The sequence below is a fragment of the Enterobacter cloacae complex sp. CARB60 genome (assembly GCF_036487345.1).
GTDB classification, from domain to species: Bacteria; Pseudomonadota; Gammaproteobacteria; order Enterobacterales; family Enterobacteriaceae; genus Enterobacter; species Enterobacter asburiae_D.
The window spans coordinates 697,836-716,491 of sequence record NZ_JAZKLC010000002.1 but is presented as its reverse complement, the minus strand read 5'-3'; the positions used below and the strand labels follow the sequence as shown (position 1 = coordinate 716,491).

At 57.2% G+C, this 18,656-nt stretch carries 17 protein-coding genes and 1 other RNA gene; 6 read left to right on the top strand and 12 right to left on the bottom strand.

The genetic code is table 11. The annotated features are described in order from the left end of the window. Positions 1–124 precede the first annotated feature (124 nt). Positions 125–856, top strand: a complete 732-nt coding sequence (locus V4835_RS04510; protein WP_063144934.1) for a MurR/RpiR family transcriptional regulator — start codon at positions 125–127, stop codon at positions 854–856. Positions 857–972: 116 nt separating this feature from the next. Continuing rightward, complete coding sequence (gene bglA, locus V4835_RS04505; RefSeq protein ID WP_331411296.1) at positions 973–2,406, top strand: 6-phospho-beta-glucosidase BglA; 1,434 nt, start codon at positions 973–975, stop codon at positions 2,404–2,406. Positions 2,407–2,482: 76 nt separating this feature from the next. Here bglA and V4835_RS04500 read toward each other — a convergent pair whose 3' ends face one another. The 8 genes from V4835_RS04500 to V4835_RS04465 form a co-directional block, all read right to left on the bottom strand. Next, positions 2,483–3,226, bottom strand: coding sequence for an SDR family oxidoreductase (locus tag V4835_RS04500; protein ID WP_121424594.1), 744 nt, complete (start codon positions 3,224–3,226; stop codon positions 2,483–2,485). Between the two features lie 70 nt (positions 3,227–3,296). Then, positions 3,297–6,170 carry an aminomethyl-transferring glycine dehydrogenase gene (gene gcvP, locus V4835_RS04495; protein ID WP_331411295.1) on the bottom strand — a complete coding sequence of 958 codons (2,874 nt, stop codon included), beginning with the start codon at positions 6,168–6,170 and terminating at the stop codon, positions 3,297–3,299. Positions 6,171–6,297: 127 nt separating this feature from the next. Continuing rightward, a complete protein-coding gene (gene gcvH, locus V4835_RS04490; RefSeq protein WP_008499718.1) occupies positions 6,298–6,687 on the bottom strand; it encodes a glycine cleavage system protein GcvH in 390 nt (129 codons plus the stop codon). Positions 6,688–6,710: 23 nt separating this feature from the next. Then, a complete protein-coding gene (gene gcvT, locus V4835_RS04485) occupies positions 6,711–7,805 on the bottom strand; it encodes a glycine cleavage system aminomethyltransferase GcvT (RefSeq protein ID WP_331411294.1) in 1,095 nt (364 codons plus the stop codon). Between the two features lie 397 nt (positions 7,806–8,202). Beyond that, positions 8,203–9,405: an FAD-dependent 2-octaprenylphenol hydroxylase gene (gene ubiI, locus V4835_RS04480; RefSeq protein ID WP_331411292.1), complete on the bottom strand. Its 1,203-nt coding sequence runs from the start codon at positions 9,403–9,405 to the stop codon at positions 8,203–8,205. 12 nt (positions 9,406–9,417) lie between these two features. Continuing rightward, on the bottom strand, positions 9,418–10,596 hold the full coding sequence (ubiH, locus tag V4835_RS04475) for a 2-octaprenyl-6-methoxyphenyl hydroxylase (protein WP_331411291.1): 1,179 nt from the start codon (positions 10,594–10,596) through the stop codon (positions 9,418–9,420). Then, positions 10,593–11,906 (bottom strand): Xaa-Pro aminopeptidase, encoded by a 1,314-nt coding sequence (gene pepP / locus V4835_RS04470; RefSeq protein ID WP_331414081.1) that lies wholly within the window; start codon positions 11,904–11,906, stop codon positions 10,593–10,595. The genes ubiH and pepP overlap by 4 nt, the downstream gene beginning before the upstream one ends. A gap of 31 nt (positions 11,907–11,937) precedes the next feature. Then, positions 11,938–12,516 carry a YecA/YgfB family protein gene (locus tag V4835_RS04465; protein WP_029739212.1) on the bottom strand — a complete coding sequence of 193 codons (579 nt, stop codon included), beginning with the start codon at positions 12,514–12,516 and terminating at the stop codon, positions 11,938–11,940. 168 nt (positions 12,517–12,684) lie between these two features. Between V4835_RS04465 and zapA the strand changes: the two genes are divergently transcribed. From zapA to V4835_RS04450, 3 genes are all read left to right on the top strand, one after another. Beyond that, on the top strand, positions 12,685–13,014 hold the full coding sequence (gene zapA, locus V4835_RS04460) for a cell division protein ZapA (RefSeq protein WP_006811891.1): 330 nt from the start codon (positions 12,685–12,687) through the stop codon (positions 13,012–13,014). Positions 13,015–13,055: 41 nt separating this feature from the next. Next, positions 13,056–13,239, top strand: a non-coding RNA gene (gene ssrS / locus V4835_RS04455) — 6S RNA. Positions 13,240–13,263: 24 nt separating this feature from the next. Then, positions 13,264–13,860 (top strand): 5-formyltetrahydrofolate cyclo-ligase, encoded by a 597-nt coding sequence (locus V4835_RS04450; protein WP_331411289.1) that lies wholly within the window; start codon positions 13,264–13,266, stop codon positions 13,858–13,860. 96 nt (positions 13,861–13,956) lie between these two features. Here the strand turns inward: V4835_RS04450 and serA are convergent, their stop codons facing one another. Together serA and rpiA are read right to left on the bottom strand one after the other, a co-directional pair. Further along, entirely contained in the window at positions 13,957–15,189 is a 1,233-nt protein-coding gene (gene serA, locus V4835_RS04445) for a phosphoglycerate dehydrogenase (protein ID WP_063144926.1), read from the bottom strand. 266 nt (positions 15,190–15,455) lie between these two features. Further along, positions 15,456–16,115, bottom strand: coding sequence for a ribose-5-phosphate isomerase RpiA (rpiA, locus tag V4835_RS04440; RefSeq protein ID WP_331411287.1), 660 nt, complete (start codon positions 16,113–16,115; stop codon positions 15,456–15,458). A gap of 127 nt (positions 16,116–16,242) precedes the next feature. Here rpiA and argP point away from each other — a divergent pair, with 127 nt between their 5' ends. Next, entirely contained in the window at positions 16,243–17,136 is an 894-nt protein-coding gene (argP, locus tag V4835_RS04435; RefSeq protein ID WP_003860089.1) for a DNA-binding transcriptional regulator ArgP, read from the top strand. Between the two features lie 42 nt (positions 17,137–17,178). Here argP and V4835_RS04430 read toward each other — a convergent pair whose 3' ends face one another. Further along, positions 17,179–17,910, bottom strand: coding sequence for an oxidative stress defense protein (locus tag V4835_RS04430; RefSeq protein WP_063144925.1), 732 nt, complete (start codon positions 17,908–17,910; stop codon positions 17,179–17,181). Between the two features lie 91 nt (positions 17,911–18,001). Continuing rightward, positions 18,002–18,637: an arginine exporter ArgO gene (gene argO, locus V4835_RS04425; RefSeq protein WP_021242063.1), complete on the bottom strand. Its 636-nt coding sequence runs from the start codon at positions 18,635–18,637 to the stop codon at positions 18,002–18,004. Positions 18,638–18,656 lie beyond the last annotated feature (19 nt).

The following is an 18,656-nucleotide window of genomic DNA, read 5'->3' as shown; positions in this document are numbered from 1 at the left end:
CCTAACAATTGTTCACATAAAAATTTAATCATTATGAATCAAGAGCATAAAAATGGATCCTGCCGTCTGGGTGCATGTTATGATGTGACGATGAGGTCAGAATGAGAGTTATGCCATTGTGAGTATGTTCACCCACTCCGCCATTGCCAGTCTCAATAACCTGGAGATGATGGTCTACAACTATGTCATAAAAAATCGTGACAAAGTCATGTACATGACCATCCGCGAGCTGGCGGATGCGGCAGACGTCTCAACCACCACTATCCTGCGCTTTTGCCGCAAGCTTAACTGCGAAGGCTATTCTGAATTCCGCGTGCGCTTTAAGCTTTATCTTGAACAGAACGAGCCCCAGCAGGCGAACTTCGGTGCCAGCGAAATTATCAGCTTTTTTAAAAGCGTGAATAATGAAGAGTTCGACGCGTTATTAGATAATGCGGTAGATATTATTTTATCGTCCGAGCGAATTATATTTGTCGGTGCCGGGACATCGGGTTCGCTGGCAAAATATGGCGCACGTTTCTTTTCTAATATCGGGAAATTCAGTAACCATATTGATGACCCTTATTTCCCGGTCACCAACGATATGGCGAAAAATGCGCTGGCGATTGTGCTCTCCGTCTCGGGCGAGACCGAGGAGATCCTGCGCTTCGCCAGCCAGTTCAGCCTGCATCACTGCAAGGTGCTCTCCATTACCAGCCACGAGCACTCGCGTCTCGCAAAACTGGCGGATTTTAATCTCTCCTGGCATGTTCCTCAGACGCGTATTGCAGGCGTCTACGACATCACTACGCAAATTCCCGTCATTTATATTCTGGAATCTCTCGGACGTAAGCTGGCGAAGAAACTCACAGAATAAAACACCCTGTTTTTTTGATGTAACAAATCACATTTACTGTGAATTGTTATATCGTGACATTTAATTTCGCTTTGCTAGACTCGATGCCAATAAGCCATTTATTGAGAATAGCAGCGATGAAAAAATTGACCTTACCAAAAGATTTTTTATGGGGCGGCGCGGTTGCGGCTCACCAGGTTGAAGGCGGCTGGAACAAAGGCGGCAAAGGGCCAAGCATTTGCGACGTATTGACCGGCGGCGCACACGGCGTGCCGCGCGAAATCACGCAGGAGGTGGTGCCGGGTAAATACTACCCCAATCATGAAGCTATCGATTTCCACGGCCACTATAAAGAAGACATCAAGCTGTTTGCCGAGATGGGCTTCAAGTGCTTCCGCACCTCTATCGCCTGGACGCGCATCTTCCCGAAAGGTGACGAAACCCAGCCAAACGAAGAGGGTCTGAAGTTTTACGACGACATGTTCGATGAGCTGCTGAAGTATAACATCGAACCGGTGATCACCCTCTCCCACTTCGAAATGCCGCTGCACCTGGTGCAGGAGTACGGTAGCTGGACCAACCGTAAAGTGGTCGATTTCTTTGTACGCTTCGCGGAAGTGGTCTTCGAACGCTACAAAAACAAGGTCAAATACTGGATGACCTTCAACGAAATCAATAACCAGCGTAACTGGCGCGCACCGCTGTTCGGTTACTGCTGCTCGGGCGTGGTCTATACCGAACATGACAATCCGGAAGAGACCATGTACCAGGTCCTGCACCACCAGTTTGTGGCCAGCGCCCTGGCGGTGAAAGCCGCGCGCCGCATCAATCCGGAGATGAAAGTCGGCTGCATGCTGGCGATGGTGGCGCTCTATCCGTTCTCCTGCAAGCCGGAAGACGTGATGTTCGCCCAGGAATCGATGCGCGAGCGCTATGTCTTTACCGACGTCCAGCTGCGTGGTTACTACCCGTCCTACGTGCTGAACGAGTGGGAGCGCCGCGGGTTCTCCATCAAGATGGAGGCAGGCGACGAGCAGATCCTGCGTGAAGGTACCTGCGACTACTTAGGTTTCAGCTACTACATGACCAACGCGGTCAAAGCGGAAGGCGGTACCGGCGATGCCATTTCCGGCTTCGAAGGCAGCGTGCCGAACCCGCACGTGAAGGCGTCCGACTGGGGCTGGCAGATTGACCCGGTGGGCCTGCGTTATGCCCTGTGTGAACTGTACGAACGTTATCAGAAGCCGCTGTTCATCGTGGAAAACGGGTTCGGCGCCTACGATAAGGTGGAAGAAGACGGCAGCATCAACGACGACTATCGCATCGACTACCTGCGTGCCCACGTGGAAGAGATGATCAAAGCCGTCACCCACGATGGCGTGGATCTGATGGGCTATACGCCGTGGGGCTGCATCGACTGCGTGTCGTTCACCACCGGCCAGTACAGCAAGCGCTACGGCTTTATCTACGTGAACAAGCACGACGACGGCACGGGCGATATGTCGCGTTCACGTAAGAAAAGCTTTAACTGGTATAAAGGCGTGATTGCCAGCAACGGCGAGGCGCTGTAATTTTTTTGCCCGGTGGCGCTGCGCTTACCGGGCCTACTATTCGTGTAGGCCCGGTAAGGCGAAGCCGCCACCCGGCTTATTTCCCGCCAGCCAACTCTAAAAAACTGCCCGTTACGTACGACGCCTTCTCGCTCAGCAGCCAGACAATCGCCTGCGCCACCTCTTCCGGCTGGCCGCCGCGCTGCATCGGCAGCAGCGACTTAACGCGATCCACCCGCCCCGGCTCTCCGCCGGACGCATGAATATCGGTATAAATCAGTCCCGGACGCACGCAGTTGACGCGAATACCCTGCGCCGCCACCTCCAGCGATAGCCCGGTTGTCAGCGAATCCACCGCCCCCTTAGACGCGGCATAATCCACATATTCACCCGGCGCACCCAGGCGGGACGCCGCGGAAGAGACATTCACTATCGCCCCACCCTTGCCGCCATGCTTGAAGGACATGCGTTTTACCGCTTCCCGACAGCAGAGAAAGTAGCCCGTGACGTTGGTCGCCAGAACGCGGTTAATGCGCTCAGCGGAGAGATTCTCGATAGTGGATTGCTCAAACAGAATGCCCGCATTATTGACCAGCGCCCGAAGCGGCTCGCCTTCACGATCGAGGCTGTCAAACATCGCCAGCACCTGGGCTTCATCACTGATATCTGCGCGGACGGCAAACGCTTTACCCCCCGCATCCACAATCTGCTTGATGACGTCCGTCGCGGCTTTAATGTTGTGATGATAGTTCACCGCCACGGTGTAGCCTTCGCGCGCCAGCTGCAGCGCGGTGGCTTTCCCAATGCCCCGGCTCGCGCCGGTGACCAGTGCAATTGCCATTTGCTTCTCCCAATAAAAAAGCCGGGTGGCGGCTTCGCCTTACCCGGCCTACGTTACTACATCAGCAATATTACTGGTATTCGCTCATCGGCACGCAGGAGCAGAACAGGTTACGGTCGCCGTAGACGTCATCAAGACGCTTCACGGTCGGCCAGTATTTGTTTGCCACGCCTGCCGGGAAGACCGCCAGCTCGCGGGAATAGCCGTGGTTCCACCCTGCCACCATTTCGTGCTGGGTGTGCGGGGCGTTAACCAGCGGGTTATCTTCCAGCGTCCACTCGCCGTCCTGCACGCGATCGATCTCCATGCGGATCGCCAGCATCGCGTCGATAAAGCGGTCCAGCTCTGCTTTGCTTTCAGATTCCGTTGGCTCCACCATCAGCGTACCCGCTACCGGGAACGACATGGTTGGCGCGTGGAAGCCGTAGTCGATCAGACGCTTGGCGATATCCAGCTCGCTAATGCCGGTCTGCTCTTTCAGCGGACGAATATCGAGGATGCACTCGTGCGCCACGCGACCGTCGCGGCCGGTGTAGAGCACCGGGAAGGCGGACTTCAGGCGAGTCGCAATGTAGTTGGCGTTCAGGATCGCCACCTGGCTCGCCTGCTTCAGCCCTTCCGCGCCCATCATGCGGATGTACATCCAGCTGATTGGCAGGATAGAGGCGCTGCCGAACGGTGCCGCAGAGACCGCGCCCTGACGGGTCAGCATGCCTTCAATCTGCACCACGCTGTGGCCCGGAACAAACGGTGCCAGGTGCGCTTTCACGCCGATAGGACCCATGCCCGGGCCACCGCCGCCGTGCGGAATGCAGAAGGTTTTGTGCAGGTTCAGGTGCGACACGTCCGCGCCGATAAAGCCCGGAGAGGTAATGCCCACCTGAGCGTTCATGTTTGCGCCGTCGAGGTATACCTGACCGCCGTACTGGTGCACCACTTCGCACACTTCGCGGATGGTCTCTTCGTACACGCCGTGGGTAGACGGGTAGGTCACCATGATGCAGGAGAGCTTGTCGCCCGCCTGCTCGGCTTTCGCACGCAGGTCGGCCAGATCGATGTTGCCGTTCTTATCGCACGCCACCACCACCACTTCCATGCCCGCCATCTGAGCAGAGGCCGGGTTGGTACCGTGGGCGGAGCTTGGGATCAGGCAGATATCGCGGTGACCTTCGCTGCGGCTTTCGTGATAGTGACGGATCGCCAGCAGGCCCGCGTACTCGCCCTGCGCGCCGGAGTTCGGCTGCATGCAGAGCGCGTCATAACCGGTCAATTTCACCAGCCAGTCGGAAAGCTGGTTGATCATCATGTGATAACCTTCCGCCTGCTCTGGCGGGCAGAACGGGTGCAGCTCGGAGAATTCAGGCCAGGTGATAGGGATCATCTCTGCCGCGGCGTTGAGCTTCATGGTGCAGGAGCCCAGCGGGATCATCGCCTGGTTCAGCGCCAGATCCTTGCGCTCCAGAGAGTGCATGTAGCGCATCATCTCGGTTTCGCTGTGATAGCGATTAAAGACCGGATGCGTCAGGATCGCATCACTGCGCAGCATGCTTTCCTGAATGGAGCGGCTGTCGAGCGCGACCTCTTTGTCGAGCGCGTCAACGTCCAGACCGTGCGCGTCACCCAGCAGCACGCTGAACAGGTTCAGGATATCGTCGCGGGTGGTGCTTTCATCCAGCGTAATGCCGACGGCGTTGTGGATGTCGCTGCGCAGGTTGATCTCTGCCGCATTCGCGCGCGCCAGCACGGCCGCTTTGTCCGCCACGTCCACACACAGGGTGTCGAAGTAGTGAGCATGGCGCAGCTTAAGGCCTTTCTGCTGCAAGCCGCAGGCCAGAATATCGGCCAGGCGGTGAATGCGGCTGGCAATGCGCTTCAGGCCGGCCGGGCCGTGGAACACGGCGTACAGGCTGGCGATGTTTGCCAGCAGCACCTGCGAGGTACAGATGTTGGAGTTCGCTTTCTCGCGGCGGATGTGCTGCTCGCGGGTCTGCATCGCCATGCGCAGCGCGGTGTTACCGGCAGCATCTTTTGAGACGCCGATAATACGGCCGGGCATGGAGCGTTTGAATTCATCTTTCGCGCCGAAGAACGCCGCGTGCGGGCCGCCGTAGCCCATCGGCACGCCGAAGCGTTGCGCTGAACCGAAGACAATATCCGCACCCTGTTTGCCCGGCGCCGTCAGCAGCACCAGCGCCATAAAATCTGCTGCAACGCTGACAACCACTTTGCGGGATTTCAGCTCGGCAATCAGCCTGCCGTAGTCGTGAACTTCGCCGGTGGTGCCTACCTGCTGCAGCAGCACGCCGAAGACGTCCTGGTGATCCAGCACTTTGTCGGCGTCGTCGACGATCACATCAAAGCCGAAGGTTTCCGCACGGGTGCGCACCACGTCCAGCGTCTGGGGATGCACGTCCGCCGCCACGAAGAAGCGGTTGGCATTTTTCAGCTTGCTCACGCGCTTAGCCATCGCCATTGCTTCGGCGGCAGCGGTCGCTTCATCCAGCAGCGAAGCGGAGGCGATATCCATCCCGGTCAGATCCAGCGTCACCTGCTGGAAGTTCAGCAGCGCTTCCAGACGGCCCTGAGAGACTTCTGGCTGATATGGGGTGTAAGCGGTGTACCAGCCCGGGTTTTCCAGCATGTTGCGCAGGATAACCGGCGGCAACTGCACGTTGGTGTAGCCCATGCCAATGTAAGACTTATAGCGCTTGTTCAGGCCTGCGATAGCCTTCAGCTCCGCCAGCGCGGCGAATTCCGTAGTGGCTTCCCCCACCTGAGGCGGCGTGGCAAGCTGGATGTCTTTTGGCACAATCTGGCCGATCAGTGCGTTTAATGAATCCGCGCCAACTGTCTTCAGCATCTCCTGCTGTTGCTGAGCATCCGGCCCAATGTGACGTTCAATGAAGGCGCCACGGTTTTCAAGCTGGCTTAAAGTCTGTGTCATGAGCGATGGTTCCTGAAACGTGCAGTGAATCGTAGTTATCTGTAACGCTGTTGCCCGGTGGCGCTAACGCTTACCGGGCCTACGTTGACCTGTAGGCCGGATAAGCACAGCGCCATCCGGCACAACGTTATTCGTCTTCCAGTAGTGCTTCGTACGCGGTCGCATCCAGCAGCGCGGCAACCTGAGATTCGTCGCTGGCTTTGATCTTGAAGATCCAGCCGCCTTCATAAGGCTCGCTGTTCACCAGCTCCGGCGAATCGCTCAGCGCGTCGTTGACGGCAACGATTTCGCCGCTCACAGGAGCGTAGATGTCAGATGCCGCTTTTACGGACTCCGCTACGGCGCAGTCGTCGCCCGCGCTAACGGTCGTGCCCACGTCAGGCAGGTCAACAAACACCATGTCGCCCAGCAGCTCTTGCGCGTGCTCGGTGATCCCTACGGTGTAAGTGCCGTCCGCCTCTTTGCGCAGCCACTCGTGTTCTTTGCTGTATTTCAGTTCTGCTGGCACATTGCTCATTGAAGTTCTCCTGATAAAAATGATTAGGCGACCGGCTTACCGGCGCGAACAAAAATCGGTTTGGTTACGTTGACCGGCATTTCGCGGTTGCGGATTTGCACCACCGCCGTTTCGCCAATACCCGCCGGCACGCGTGCCAGTGCAATACTGTAGCCCAGCGTTGGGGAGAAGGTACCGCTGGTGATCACGCCTTCACGAGGATTGCCGTCAGCATCGGTAAAACGCACCGGCAGTTCACCGCGCAGCACGCCCTTCTCGGTCATCACCAGCCCCACCAGCTGTTCAGAGCCCTTCTCGCGCTGCATCTCCAGCGCTTCACGGCCAATAAAGTCGCGGTCAGCCGGTTCCCACGCGATGGTCCAGCCCATGTTGGCGGCCAGCGGAGAGACGCCTTCGTCCATCTCCTGACCGTAGAGGTTCATCCCCGCTTCCAGACGCAGCGTATCGCGCGCGCCCAGACCCGCAGGCTTCACGCCCGCTTCCACCAGCGCACGCCAGAAATCAGCGGCCTTCTCGTTCGGCATGGCAATTTCGTAGCCCGCTTCACCGGTGTAGCCGGTGGTGGCGATAAACAGATCGCCCGCCTGCACGCCGAAGAACGGCTTCATGCCTTCCGTTGCTTTGCGCTGCTCGTCGTTAAACAGAGACGCGGCTTTCGCCTGCGCGTTCGGCCCCTGCACGGCGATCAGCGACAGATCGTCACGGACGGTGATGTCGATGGCATAAGGTTCGGCGTGTTGGGTGATCCAGGAGAGGTCTTTTTCGCGGGTGGCGGAGTTTACAACGAGGCGGAAGAAATCTTCAGTGAAGTAATAGACGATAAGGTCATCAATCACGCCGCCCGAGGCATTCAGCATGCCGGTATAGAGCGCTTTACCCGGCGTCTTCAGTTTGGCGACGTCGTTTGCCAGCAGATAACGCAAAAACTCCCGGGTGCGGCTACCGCGCAGATCGACAATCGTCATGTGGGACACGTCGAACATACCGGCATCGGTGCGCACCGCGTGGTGCTCATCAATCTGCGAGCCGTAGTGCAGCGGCATCATCCAGCCGTGGAAGTCCACCATGCGGGCGCCGCATAACACGTGTTGTTCGTACAAAGGAGTCTGTTGAGCCATCTTGTCCTCGTTGAAAAATTCACCGTGAAACCCGGTATCGGCCCCGTTTCCTGGCGCCGACGCAAACGTTCTCTTTTACCTGAACTTACCACCGAACCCGGCGGTTAACCATAAGGTAAAGCGGGTCATCACATTAGCTTATGACCAAAAAACGCTGAAAAGCCTACAGAGTTATTCACTGGAAAAATGCGATTAACCCCGCACAAAATTAACAATGATCTAACAGGATTTAGCAGATGGTGATATTTCGTGCGGAAAAACGGGCCGAATTTCCGTAACGACAAAAACACGACATTAGATTATCTAATGCGAAAAATGACGTGAAATTAGAATATTTCAAACGAGGGGATTTCCCCGGCTCAGAGGCCGGGAAAATAAAGTGTGACGGGGGTCTAAATTAACGTAGCCAGTCCGGCAGGTCGTTAAGACCCATCGCCTGACGAAGAAGTTGAGGTTTAACACCCGGAAGGGTGTCGGCCAGCTTGAGGCCAATGTCGCGCAGCAGTTTTTTCGCCGGATTCGCCCCGGCAAACAGCTCGCGGAAGCCCTGCATGCCCGCCAGCATCATCGCCGCGCTGTGCTTGCGGCTGCGCTCGTAGCGACGCAGGTAGAGATGCTGGCCGATATCTTTGCCTTCGCGGTGCAGGCGACGCAGCTCCTCGACCAGCTCCGCCGCGTCCATAAAGCCAAGGTTAACGCCCTGCCCGGCCAGCGGATGAATGGTATGCGCCGCATCGCCCACCAGCGCCAGACGGTGCGCCGCAAACTGACGCGCGTAGCGGCCGGTTAACGGAAATACCTGGCGCTCGCTTTCAAGCGTGCACAGGCCAAGGCGGTTATCAAACGCCACGCACAGCGCCTGGTTAAAGGCGTCCGGCGTCGCCTCCTGCATCAGCTGGGCTTTTTCCGGCACCAGGGACCAGACAATCGAGCACAGGTGCGGATCGGCAAGCGGCAGGAACGCCAGAATGCCGTCGTCGTGGAAAATCTGCCGCGCCACGCCGCCGTGCGGCTCCTCGGTGCGGATTGTTGCCACTAGTGCATGATGACGATAATCCCAGAAGGTCAGCGGGATATCGGCTTTATTCCGCAGCCAGGAGTTGGCACCGTCAGCGCCCACCACCAGACGCGCGGTCAGCATGTCGCCGCTTTGCAGGGTAATAAACGCCTCGTTTTCACCCCACGCCACCTGCTGGATCTGCGCGGGTGCCATCAGGGTGACATCGCTACAGGACTGCGCTTTTTGCCACAGCGCGTGATGGATAACGGCATTCTCGATAATGTGGCCAAGATGGCTATAGCCCATGCTTTCATCATCAAAAGCAATATGACCAAAGCTGTCTTTATCCCACACCTCCATGCCGTGATAGCAGCTGGCGCGCTGCGCCACAATATCTGCCCAGACGCCAAGGTGCGTCAGCAATTTCTCGCTGGCGGCATTGATCGCCGAGACGCGGAGTTCCGGCGGAGAATCTGGTGCAACGGGCTGAGGCTGCTTTTGCTCCAGCACCGCCACGCGCAGACCGCTGCCCTGTAAACCACAGGCCAGCGCCAGTCCGACCATACCGCCGCCAACGATGGCGACATCAACATTTTGCACGGTGATAACTCCTTAACGCGCGACCCAACCAAGAGTCCGCTGCGCCAGCACGTCGCGTGCCGGAATGAATAATTCCATCGCCATCAGCCCGAGGTTGCGGCCTGCAACCAGCGGTGCCCAGCGATTGGCAAAGAGATGGACTAAGCCGTCGGTGACGCCAATCGTCGCCTCTTTATCGGCCTGACGTCGCTTCTGGTAATGGCTGAGTACCGGGTATGCGCCACAGTCTTTTTGCTCGCCCCACGCCTGCGAAAGGGTTTCCGCCAGGCTCATGACATCCCGCAGACCAAGGTTGAACCCTTGCCCCGCGATGGGGTGCAGCGTCTGCGCGGCATTACCGACAAGCGCCAGACGATGGGAGATGGACTGAGAGGCTGTCGTCAGCGAAAGCGGGTAGACCGCCCGCTGGCCCGCATGGGTAATACGCCCCAGCCGCCAGCCAAAGGCTTTTTGCAGCTCGGTACAAAAACGTTCGTCTGACCAAGCCTTAACCTCTTCAGCCTTATCCTGCGGGTGACACCAGACGAGGGAACAGCGCCCGTCCGACATCGGCAGCATGGCCAGCGGACCGTGCTGCGTAAAGCGTTCAAACGCCCTGCCGTGGTGTTCTGCTGCGGTAGAAACGTTCGCAATGACCGCAACCTGCCCGTAAGGCTGCTGCCGCCACTCGACGCCACACTGGGTGCCGAGCGACGAGCGCGAGCCGTCCGCGGCGACCAGAAGCTGGCCGTCAAGGACGGTGCCGTTTTCCAGCGTCACGCTGACCGAGGCCTCACTGCGGCTCACGCTGGCCACGCGCGCAGGACAATGCAGCGTGACGCCCGGCGCATCCTGGAGCAGGCGGAACAGACGCAATCCGACGTCGTGCAGCTCAACAACCTGACCCAGAGCATCAATTCGGTAATCCTGCGCGTCCAGCGTGACAAAGCCAGCATGGCCGCGATCGCTGACGTGAACGGTTTTAATTGCCGTGGCGCAGTCGGCAATGGCCTGCCAGATGCCAATGCGCGACAGCTGCTGACACGTTCCCTGCGCGAGCGCAATGGCGCGGGCATCAAAACCGGGGTGGTTAGATGCCTCTGGCGTGACGGCTTCCACCAGGTGCACCGGAAGCTGGCCTTTCGTCAAATGAGAAATGGCCAGCGCCAGCGTGGCGCCGGTCATGCCGCCGCCAACGATAATCACGCTCATACGCGTGCCGCTGCCATCAGCGCCTCGATGTCGTCAGCGTTTTTCACGACGCTCGCGGTCAGGTTTTCGTTACCGGTTTCGGTAATAACGATGTCGTCTTCAATACGAATGCCAATCCCGCGGTACTCCTCAGGCACGTCGGCATCCGGCGCGATATACAGACCCGGCTCCACGGTTAATACCATGCCCGGCTCCAGCACGCGCGAACGGTCCGTGCCGTACGCGCCAACGTCATGTACATCCAGCCCCAGCCAGTGGCTCAGGCCGTGCATGAAATACGGTCGATGCGCATTTTCAGAAATCAGGGTGTCGACATCCCCTTTCAGGATCCCGAGCCTGACCAGACCGGTAATCATGATGCGCACCACTTCACCGGTCACTTCCTGCATGGAGGTTCCGGGACGATAAAGCCTTAGCGCGGTCTCAAGCGATTCCAGGACGATGTCGTAAATCTCGCGCTGTGCCGGTGAGAATTTACCGTTCACCGGGAAGGTACGGGTGATATCCCCCGCGTAGCCCTGAAATTCGCAACCGGCGTCAATCAACACCAGATCGCCGTCGCGCAAAGCGCTTTCGTTTTCGGTGTAGTGGAGAATGCAGCCGTTCTCCCCACCGCCAACGATGGTGTTGTAGGAGGGATAACGCGCGCCGTGACGGTTAAATTCGTGGTGAATTTCGCCTTCCAGCTGGTATTCGAACAGCCCGGGACGGCATTTCTCCATCGCGCGAGTGTGCGCCAGGGCGCTAATTTCGCCCGCACGACGCATCAAATTCAGCTCTTCTTCTGACTTGAACAGGCGCATCTCATGCACCACCGGACGCCAGTCCGTCAGCGTGGCCGGCGCGGACAGGTTCTGCCGCGAGCCTTTGCGCAGCTTATCCAGCGCGGTGAAAACAATCTCATCGGCGTACGCATATTCACCCTGCGCGTGATAGAGCACGTCGAGACCGTTAAGCAGCTGATAGAGCTGCTGGTTGATTTCGCTAAACGCCAGCGCGCGGTCAACGCCCAGCTTCGCCGGTGCGGCCTCCTGGCCTAAGCGGCGGCCAAACCAGATCTCAGCGGTTAAGTCTCGCACGCGGTTGAAAATCACGCTGTGGTTGTGGGTGTCATTGCTCTTAATCAGCACCAGCACCGCTTCCGGCTCGTTAAAGCCGGTGAAGTACCAGAAATCGCTGCTCTGACGATAGGGATATTCGCTGTCGGCGCTGCGCGTGACTTCTGGCGCAGCAAAAATCAGCGCGGCGCTGCCCGGCTGCATTGTTGCCAGCAGCGCCTGACGGCGGCGCGAATACTCTTGACTCGAGATAACCATGACACCCTCCTGTGCGTTATTTTTCTTAATGTAAGGTTGGCTTGCGGACTTCCGGCGCGGTCGGCTGTGAGCGCGTGAAGTTGTCGTGGCACAGCAGTGCCGCCACGCGCACGTACTCAATAATCTCTTCAAGAGACATTTCCAGCTCTTCCTGGTCTTCGTCTTCATCGTAGCCAAGCTGGGCGATGTTGCGCAGGTCGTCGATCGCTTCACCCGCTTCGCCGGTCACTTTATCCAGTTTAGGCTGCGTCACGCCCAGCCCCAGCAGATAGTGGTTTACCCAGCCGGCCAGCGCATCGGCGCGATCGAACACGCTAACGTCGTCGCCTTCAGGCAGATAAAGCTGAAAAAGGAAGCCATCGTCTTCCAGCGAATCGCTGGTTGCGGCATGCATTTTACGCAGCGCTTCCGCCAGCTCGTGACCAAACGCCAGCCCTTCATTCGTGAGGTCGTGGATCAGCGGCTGCCATGAGCTGTCGCTGTTTCCGCCGCACAGCATGCCGCTGATCAGACCGTGCATTTCGGCAGGGGTTAAACCGACTCCCTGCTGGTTCAGTAACTGGTTTAAATCCTTGTAACCAGGCATTTCGTTCTGTATAGACATGAGCATTCGTCATCAAAGGGGGGAAGTTTCATGATATGCTACCACTTTGGACCCTGGTGATACCAGAAAAGGGCTTGTATCTTCACATCAGGGTAGCTATAGTGTCGCCCCTTCGCAGCCCCCGGGGCAGTAAGCGAAGGCAGCGCAGTCAATCAGCAGGAAGGTGGCATGTCTGCACAACCCGTCGATCTCCAGATTTTTGGCCGTTCACTGCGAGTGAATTGTCCGCCTGAACAAAGGGATGCTTTGAATCAGGCAGCGGACGATTTGAATCAGCGGTTGCAAGATCTAAAAGAACGCACTAGAGTCACAAATACTGAGCAGCTGGTTTTCATCGCCGCGTTGAACATCAGCTATGAACTGACTCAGGAAAAAGCGAAGACCCGCGACTACGCGGCAAGCATGGAGCAACGCATTAAAATGCTCCAGCAGACCATAGAACAGGCATTGCTTGATCAAGGTCGCAATCCCGAAAGACCGGGACCAAAGTTTGAATAACACTTCTCAGTTGACTATGGTAGAGTAACTGTGAAGACAAAATTTCTCTGAGATGTTCGCAAGCGGGCCAGTCCCCTGAGCCGATATTTCATACCACAAGAATGTGGCGCTCCATGGTTGGTGAGCATGCTCGGTCCGTCCGAGAAGCCTTAAAACTATGACGACACATTCACCTTGAACCAAGGGTTCAAGGGTTACAGCCTGCGGCGGCATCTCGGAGATTCCCTCTCTTTTCTTCTACCAACTACCATGACTCAATTCCCTGAAGTTTCTGCTTCACGCCAGGACATCCGTCAGTTAATTCGTCAGCGCCGCCGTGCGTTAACCCCCGATCAGCAAGCGCATTTTGCCCAGCAGGCCGCCGCCCGTATGATGGCGTATCCCCCTGTCGTGATGGCGCACACCGTTGCGCTGTTTCTGTCGTTTGACGGAGAGCTGGATACCCAACCGCTGATAGAACAGCTCTGGCGCGCCGGGAAGAAGGTCTATCTGCCTGTGCTGCACCCGTTTAGCAACGGTAACCTGCTGTTTCTGCACTACCACCCGCACAGCGAGCTGGTGGTAAACCGTCTGAAAATCACCGAGCCGAAACTCGACGTGCGGGACGTGCTGCCGCTGTCACAGCTGGATGTGCTGATTACGCCGCTGGTGGCGTTTGATGAACAGGGCCAGCGCTTAGGGATGGGCGGCGGTTTTTACGACAGGACGCTGCAAAACTGGCAGCAGTACGGGTTGCAGCCGGTGGGTTACGCGCATGATTGTCAGGGCGTGGAGGCGCTGCCGGTGGAGAAGTGGGATGTGCCGTTACCGGCGGTAGTGACGCCCAGCAAAATCTGGATCTGGTAGAATAAAGCCGGGTGGCGCTTACGCTTACCCGGCCTACAAATTCTCAGCGTAGGTCGGGTAAGGCGCAGCCGCCACCCGACACCACAAACCGCACCATCAGTACAGCAGACGCGCGCGAATCGTCCCCGCAATAGACTTCATGCTCAGCAGCGCTTTTTCGGCCACATCGTCATCCGCTTCGATATCAATGACCACATAGCCCATCTGCGAGTTCGTTTGCAGATACTGCGCGGCAATGTTGACGCCCTGCTCGGCAAAGATCTGGTTGATCGCGGTCAGCACGCCCGGACGGTTTTCGTGGATGTGCAGCAGACGACGACCACCGTGTAGCGGCAGAGACACTTCCGGGAAGTTCACGGCAGAAAGCGTAGAACCGTTGTCGGAGTATTTGCTCAGTTTACCCGCCACTTCCAGACCGATATTCTCCTGCGCTTCCTGGGTAGAACCGCCGATGTGTGGCGTCAGGATCACGTTGTCGAACTCGCACAGCGGAGAGGTAAACGGATCGCTGTTGGTGGCTGGCTCCGTCGGGAACACGTCGATGGCCGCGCCCGCCAGATGCTTACGCTTCAGCGCATCCGCCAGCGCCGGGATATCGACAACCGTGCCGCGCGCGGCGTTAATCAGCAGTGAACCCGGCTTCATCAGCGCCAGCTCTTCCGCGCCCATCATGTTTTTGGTGGAGGCATTTTCCGGCACGTGCAGGCTCACCACGTCGCTCATGTTCAGCAGGTCAGACAGGTGTTGAACCTGGGTCGCATTGCCCAGCGGCAGCTTGCTTTCGATATCGTAGAAAAACACGTGCATACCCAGAGATTCCGCCAGAATACCGAGCTGCGTACCGATGTGACCGTAGCCGATAATCCCCAGTTTTTTACCACGCGCTTCGAAAGAGCCAGACGCCAGCTTGTTCCACACGCCGCGGTGCGCCTTGGCGTTCGCTTCTGGAATGCCGCGAAGCAGCAGCAGCAGTTCGCCAATCACCAGCTCCGCCACGGAACGGGTGTTGGAGAACGGGGCGTTGAAGACGGGAATACCGCGTTTGGCGGCGGCGTTCAGGTCAACCTGGTTGGTACCGATGCAGAAGCAGCCGATAGCCACCAGCTTTTCCGCCGCGGCAATAACGTCTTCAGTCAGGTGAGTACGGGATCGCAGGCCAATGAAGTGGGCATCACGGATAGACGCTTTCAGCTCTTCGGTATCGAGCGCGCCTTTGTGAAATTCGATGTTGGTGTAACCTGCCGCACGAAGGCTATCGATTGCTTTTTGATGCACGCCCTCGACCAGCAGGAATTTAATCTTGTCTTTCTCCAGTGATACCTTTGCCATTTACCCGACCCTGTTTTTGTCTGAACTGATGTTGTGCTGGATATGAATCCGCTGTAGCCAACATATCAAAAAAAACTATTGCAGCAATATGAACGTTTGCGTCGGCACTCTGAAGAAAAGTCATCCAGGGCAAAATGTCAGAGGAAAATGCTATGGAAATTTACAAACTCGGCAGGATCGGCAAAAGAGGCGGAAAAACGTGACACAAGTCACCGAATTTAGCTTTTCAAAAATTTTTTAGCGGGGGGAGGACTCCCCCCGTCAGATCATTTTACGATGGTTTTCACGCCGTCAGCGGTGCCGATCAGCGCCACATCCGCGCCACGGTTGGCGAATAGCCCTACGGTCACTACGCCAGGGATAGCGTTGATGGCATTTTCCAGCGCAATTGCGTCGAGAATTTCCAGACCGTGAACGTCGAGGATCACGTTACCGTTGTCGGTGACGACGCCCTGACGATATTCCGGACGACCGCCCAGCTTTACCAGCTGACGGGCAACCGCGCTACGGGCCATCGGGATCACTTCGACCGGCAGCGGGAAGTTACCCAGAATGTCGACCTGCTTGGAGGCGTCCGCGATGCAGATAAACTTGTCCGCAACGGAGGCGATGATTTTTTCGCGCGTCAGCGCCGCGCCGCCGCCTTTGATCATCTGCATGTGGCCGTTGATTTCATCCGCACCATCAACGTAAATCCCCAGACGATCCACTTCGTTGAGATCGAAAACGGTAATGCCGAGGCTTTTCAGCTTTTCCGTGGAAGCATCAGAGCTGGAAACCGCGCCCTCGATTTTCCCCTTCATCGTGCCCAGTGCATCGATAAAGTGTGCCGCGGTTGATCCCGTACCGACACCGACAATGGTACCCGGCTGCACGTACTGGAGAGCGGCCCATCCTACTGCTTTTTTCAGTTCATCCTGCGTCATGATCGTTTTGCCTGTGGTGTGAAAACTCAGGGCGCATTATAGAACACGTCGAATGGAATTCGTCTGCCACAAAGGGAAAATTGTGTCATAGTGCAGAATAAGCAAAATTAAGGAGCCAGCCAGAGCAATGAAACGTCCGGACTACAGAACACTACAGGCACTTGATGCAGTTATTCGTGAACGCGGTTTTGAGCGCGCGGCGCAAAAGCTTTGCATCACCCAGTCCGCCGTATCACAGCGTATCAAACAGCTTGAAAACATGTTCGGCCAGCCGCTGCTGGTGCGTACCGTGCCGCCACGTCCAACCGAGCAAGGGCAAAAGCTCCTCGCCCTGCTGCGCCAGGTTGAACTGCTGGAAGACGAGTGGCTGGGTGACGAACAAACGGGCTCTACCCCGCTGCTGCTCTCTCTGGCGGTCAACGCCGACAGTCTGGCGACCTGGCTGCTGCCGGCCCTTGCGCCGGTATTAGCGGATTCCCCTATTCGCCTGAACTTACAGGTTGAAGATGAAACCCGTACCCAGGAACGCCTGCGTCGCGGGGAAGTGGTTGGGGCGGTCAGTATCCAGCCTCAGGCGCTGCCAAGCTGTCTTGTCGATCAGCTGGGCGCCCTGGACTACCTGTTTGTGGGTTCAAAAGCCTTTGCCGAGCGCTACTTCCCGAACGGCGTCACCCGCGCCGCGCTGCTGAAAGCCCCCGCCGTCGCGTTCGACCATCTGGACGATATGCATCAGGCGTTCCTGCAGCAAAACTTCGATCTGCCGCCGGGCAGCGTGCCGTGCCATATCGTTAACTCGTCAGAAGCCTTTGTGCAGCTTGCGCGTCAGGGCACCACCTGCTGCATGATCCCGCATCTGCAGATTGAGAAAGAGTTGAAAAGCGGTGAGCTGATTGACCTAACGCCGGGGCTGTATCAGCGTCGGATGCTCTACTGGCACCGTTTTGCGCCGGAAAGCCGCATGATGCGCAACGTCACCGACGCGCTGCTGGCGTTTGGGCACAAGGTGTTGAGACAGGATTAAAAAATAAGCCGGGTGGCGGCTTCGCCTTACCCGGCCTACAGATTACTGAGCCGGTTTCGGCTGTGCTGCAACAGGCTCCAGTTGGAAGACCACATCCACCTGATCGTCGAACTGAATGGTTGGCTGCTCGTAAGTTTCCTGAGCGGACACCGGGGCTGCATCAGCCTTCATCATCCGTACCATCGGGCTTGGCTGGTAGTTAGAGACGTGGTAACGCACGCTGTAAACCGGGCCGAGCTTGCTCTTAAAGCCAGAAGCCAGCTGTTCCGCCTGGTGAATGGCATCATCAATTGCCGCTTTACGCGCTTCGTCTTTGTATTTCTCCGGTTGCGCAACGCCCAGCGACACGGAACGAATTTCGTTCAGACCCGCCTTCAGCGCGCCATCCAGCAGCGCGTTAAGCTTATCCAGCTGACGCACGGTCACTTCAACGGTACGCACGGCGCGGTAGCCTTTCAGGATGCTTTTACCATTCTGGTAGTCGTAATCGGGTTGAGTACGCAGGTTCGCGGAGTTGATATCTTTTTTACCAACACCGTTCTGCTCGAGGAAAGAGAGATATTGCGCAACGCGATCGTCAGCCTGCTTCTTGGCAGATGCCGCATCCTTCGCAGCCACATTGACTTCAATTGCCAGCGTTGCAACATCGGGTACCGCGTCCACGCTTGCGGTGCCTGAAGTGACGATGTGCGGGCCATCCGGCAGTTCACTTGCCTGCACCGACACCGCACCAAAACTTACTAATGCCGCCAGGGCCATCACCTTAAACTTCACTGTTATTCCTCCATGTTGCGAAGAGTGCCCATTAACAGGGCGCATGCCAGCAAGCTTAGCGGGTCTTGTTCAGTTGTCCATAAGACAAGGATTAGTTGAACAATTCCTGAACGTGGTGAATCCCCTCTTTTGCCAGCTGAAAAGCAATAAACCACATCACCAGCCCCACCAGCGTATTAATGATGCGCTGGGCTTTGGCCGTACGCAGACGAGGTGCCAGCCATGCCGCCAGAATGGCAAGACCGAAGAACCAGAGGAAAGAGGCGCTGACCGTGCCAAGCGCAAACCAGCGTTTCGGCTCAACGTCCAGCTGCCCGCCCAGGCTGCCCAGCACCACGAAGGTGTCCAGATAAACATGCGGATTAAGCCAGGTGACCGCGAGCATGGTGACGATAATCTTCCAGCGACCCTGCTTCATGACTTCCGCGCTCGCCAGTTCGAGGTTGCTGCTCATCGCCGTTTTCAGGGCACCAAAACCGTACCAGAGCAGAAACGCCACGCCGCCCCAGGTGACCAGCGCCAGCAGCCAGGGAGACTGCATCAGCAATGCGCTGCCGCCAAAAATCCCGGCACAGATCAGCAGTAAATCGCTTACCGCGCACAGAAGGGCAATCATCAGATGATACTGGCGGCGGATGCCCTGGTTCATCACGAATGCATTTTGCGGGCCGAGGGGAAGGATCATAGCTGCGCCCAAGGCAAGCCCTTGAAAGTAATAGGATAACATAACGAAATTCTCACAGTAT

Coding starts and splice junctions, on each gene's coding strand:
- zapA (WP_006811891.1), top strand. CDS start 12,685: ATGTCTGCACAACCCGTCGATCTCCAGATTTTTGGCCGTTCACTGCGA.
- gcvP (WP_331411295.1), bottom strand. CDS start 6,170: ATGACACAGACTTTAAGCCAGCTTGAAAACCGTGGCGCCTTCATTGAA.
- argP (WP_003860089.1), top strand. CDS start 16,243: ATGAAACGTCCGGACTACAGAACACTACAGGCACTTGATGCAGTTATT.
- serA (WP_063144926.1), bottom strand. CDS start 15,189: ATGGCAAAGGTATCACTGGAGAAAGACAAGATTAAATTCCTGCTGGTC.
- gcvH (WP_008499718.1), bottom strand. CDS start 6,687: ATGAGCAATGTGCCAGCAGAACTGAAATACAGCAAAGAACACGAGTGG.
- argO (WP_021242063.1), bottom strand. CDS start 18,637: ATGTTATCCTATTACTTTCAAGGGCTTGCCTTGGGCGCAGCTATGATC.
- V4835_RS04500 (WP_121424594.1), bottom strand. CDS start 3,226: ATGGCAATTGCACTGGTCACCGGCGCGAGCCGGGGCATTGGGAAAGCC.
- V4835_RS04450 (WP_331411289.1), top strand. CDS start 13,264: ATGACTCAATTCCCTGAAGTTTCTGCTTCACGCCAGGACATCCGTCAG.
- bglA (WP_331411296.1), top strand. CDS start 973: ATGAAAAAATTGACCTTACCAAAAGATTTTTTATGGGGCGGCGCGGTT.
- ubiH (WP_331411291.1), bottom strand. CDS start 10,596: ATGAGCGTGATTATCGTTGGCGGCGGCATGACCGGCGCCACGCTGGCG.
- V4835_RS04465 (WP_029739212.1), bottom strand. CDS start 12,516: ATGTCTATACAGAACGAAATGCCTGGTTACAAGGATTTAAACCAGTTA.
- gcvT (WP_331411294.1), bottom strand. CDS start 7,805: ATGGCTCAACAGACTCCTTTGTACGAACAACACGTGTTATGCGGCGCC.
- V4835_RS04510 (WP_063144934.1), top strand. CDS start 125: ATGTTCACCCACTCCGCCATTGCCAGTCTCAATAACCTGGAGATGATG.
- rpiA (WP_331411287.1), bottom strand. CDS start 16,115: ATGACGCAGGATGAACTGAAAAAAGCAGTAGGATGGGCCGCTCTCCAG.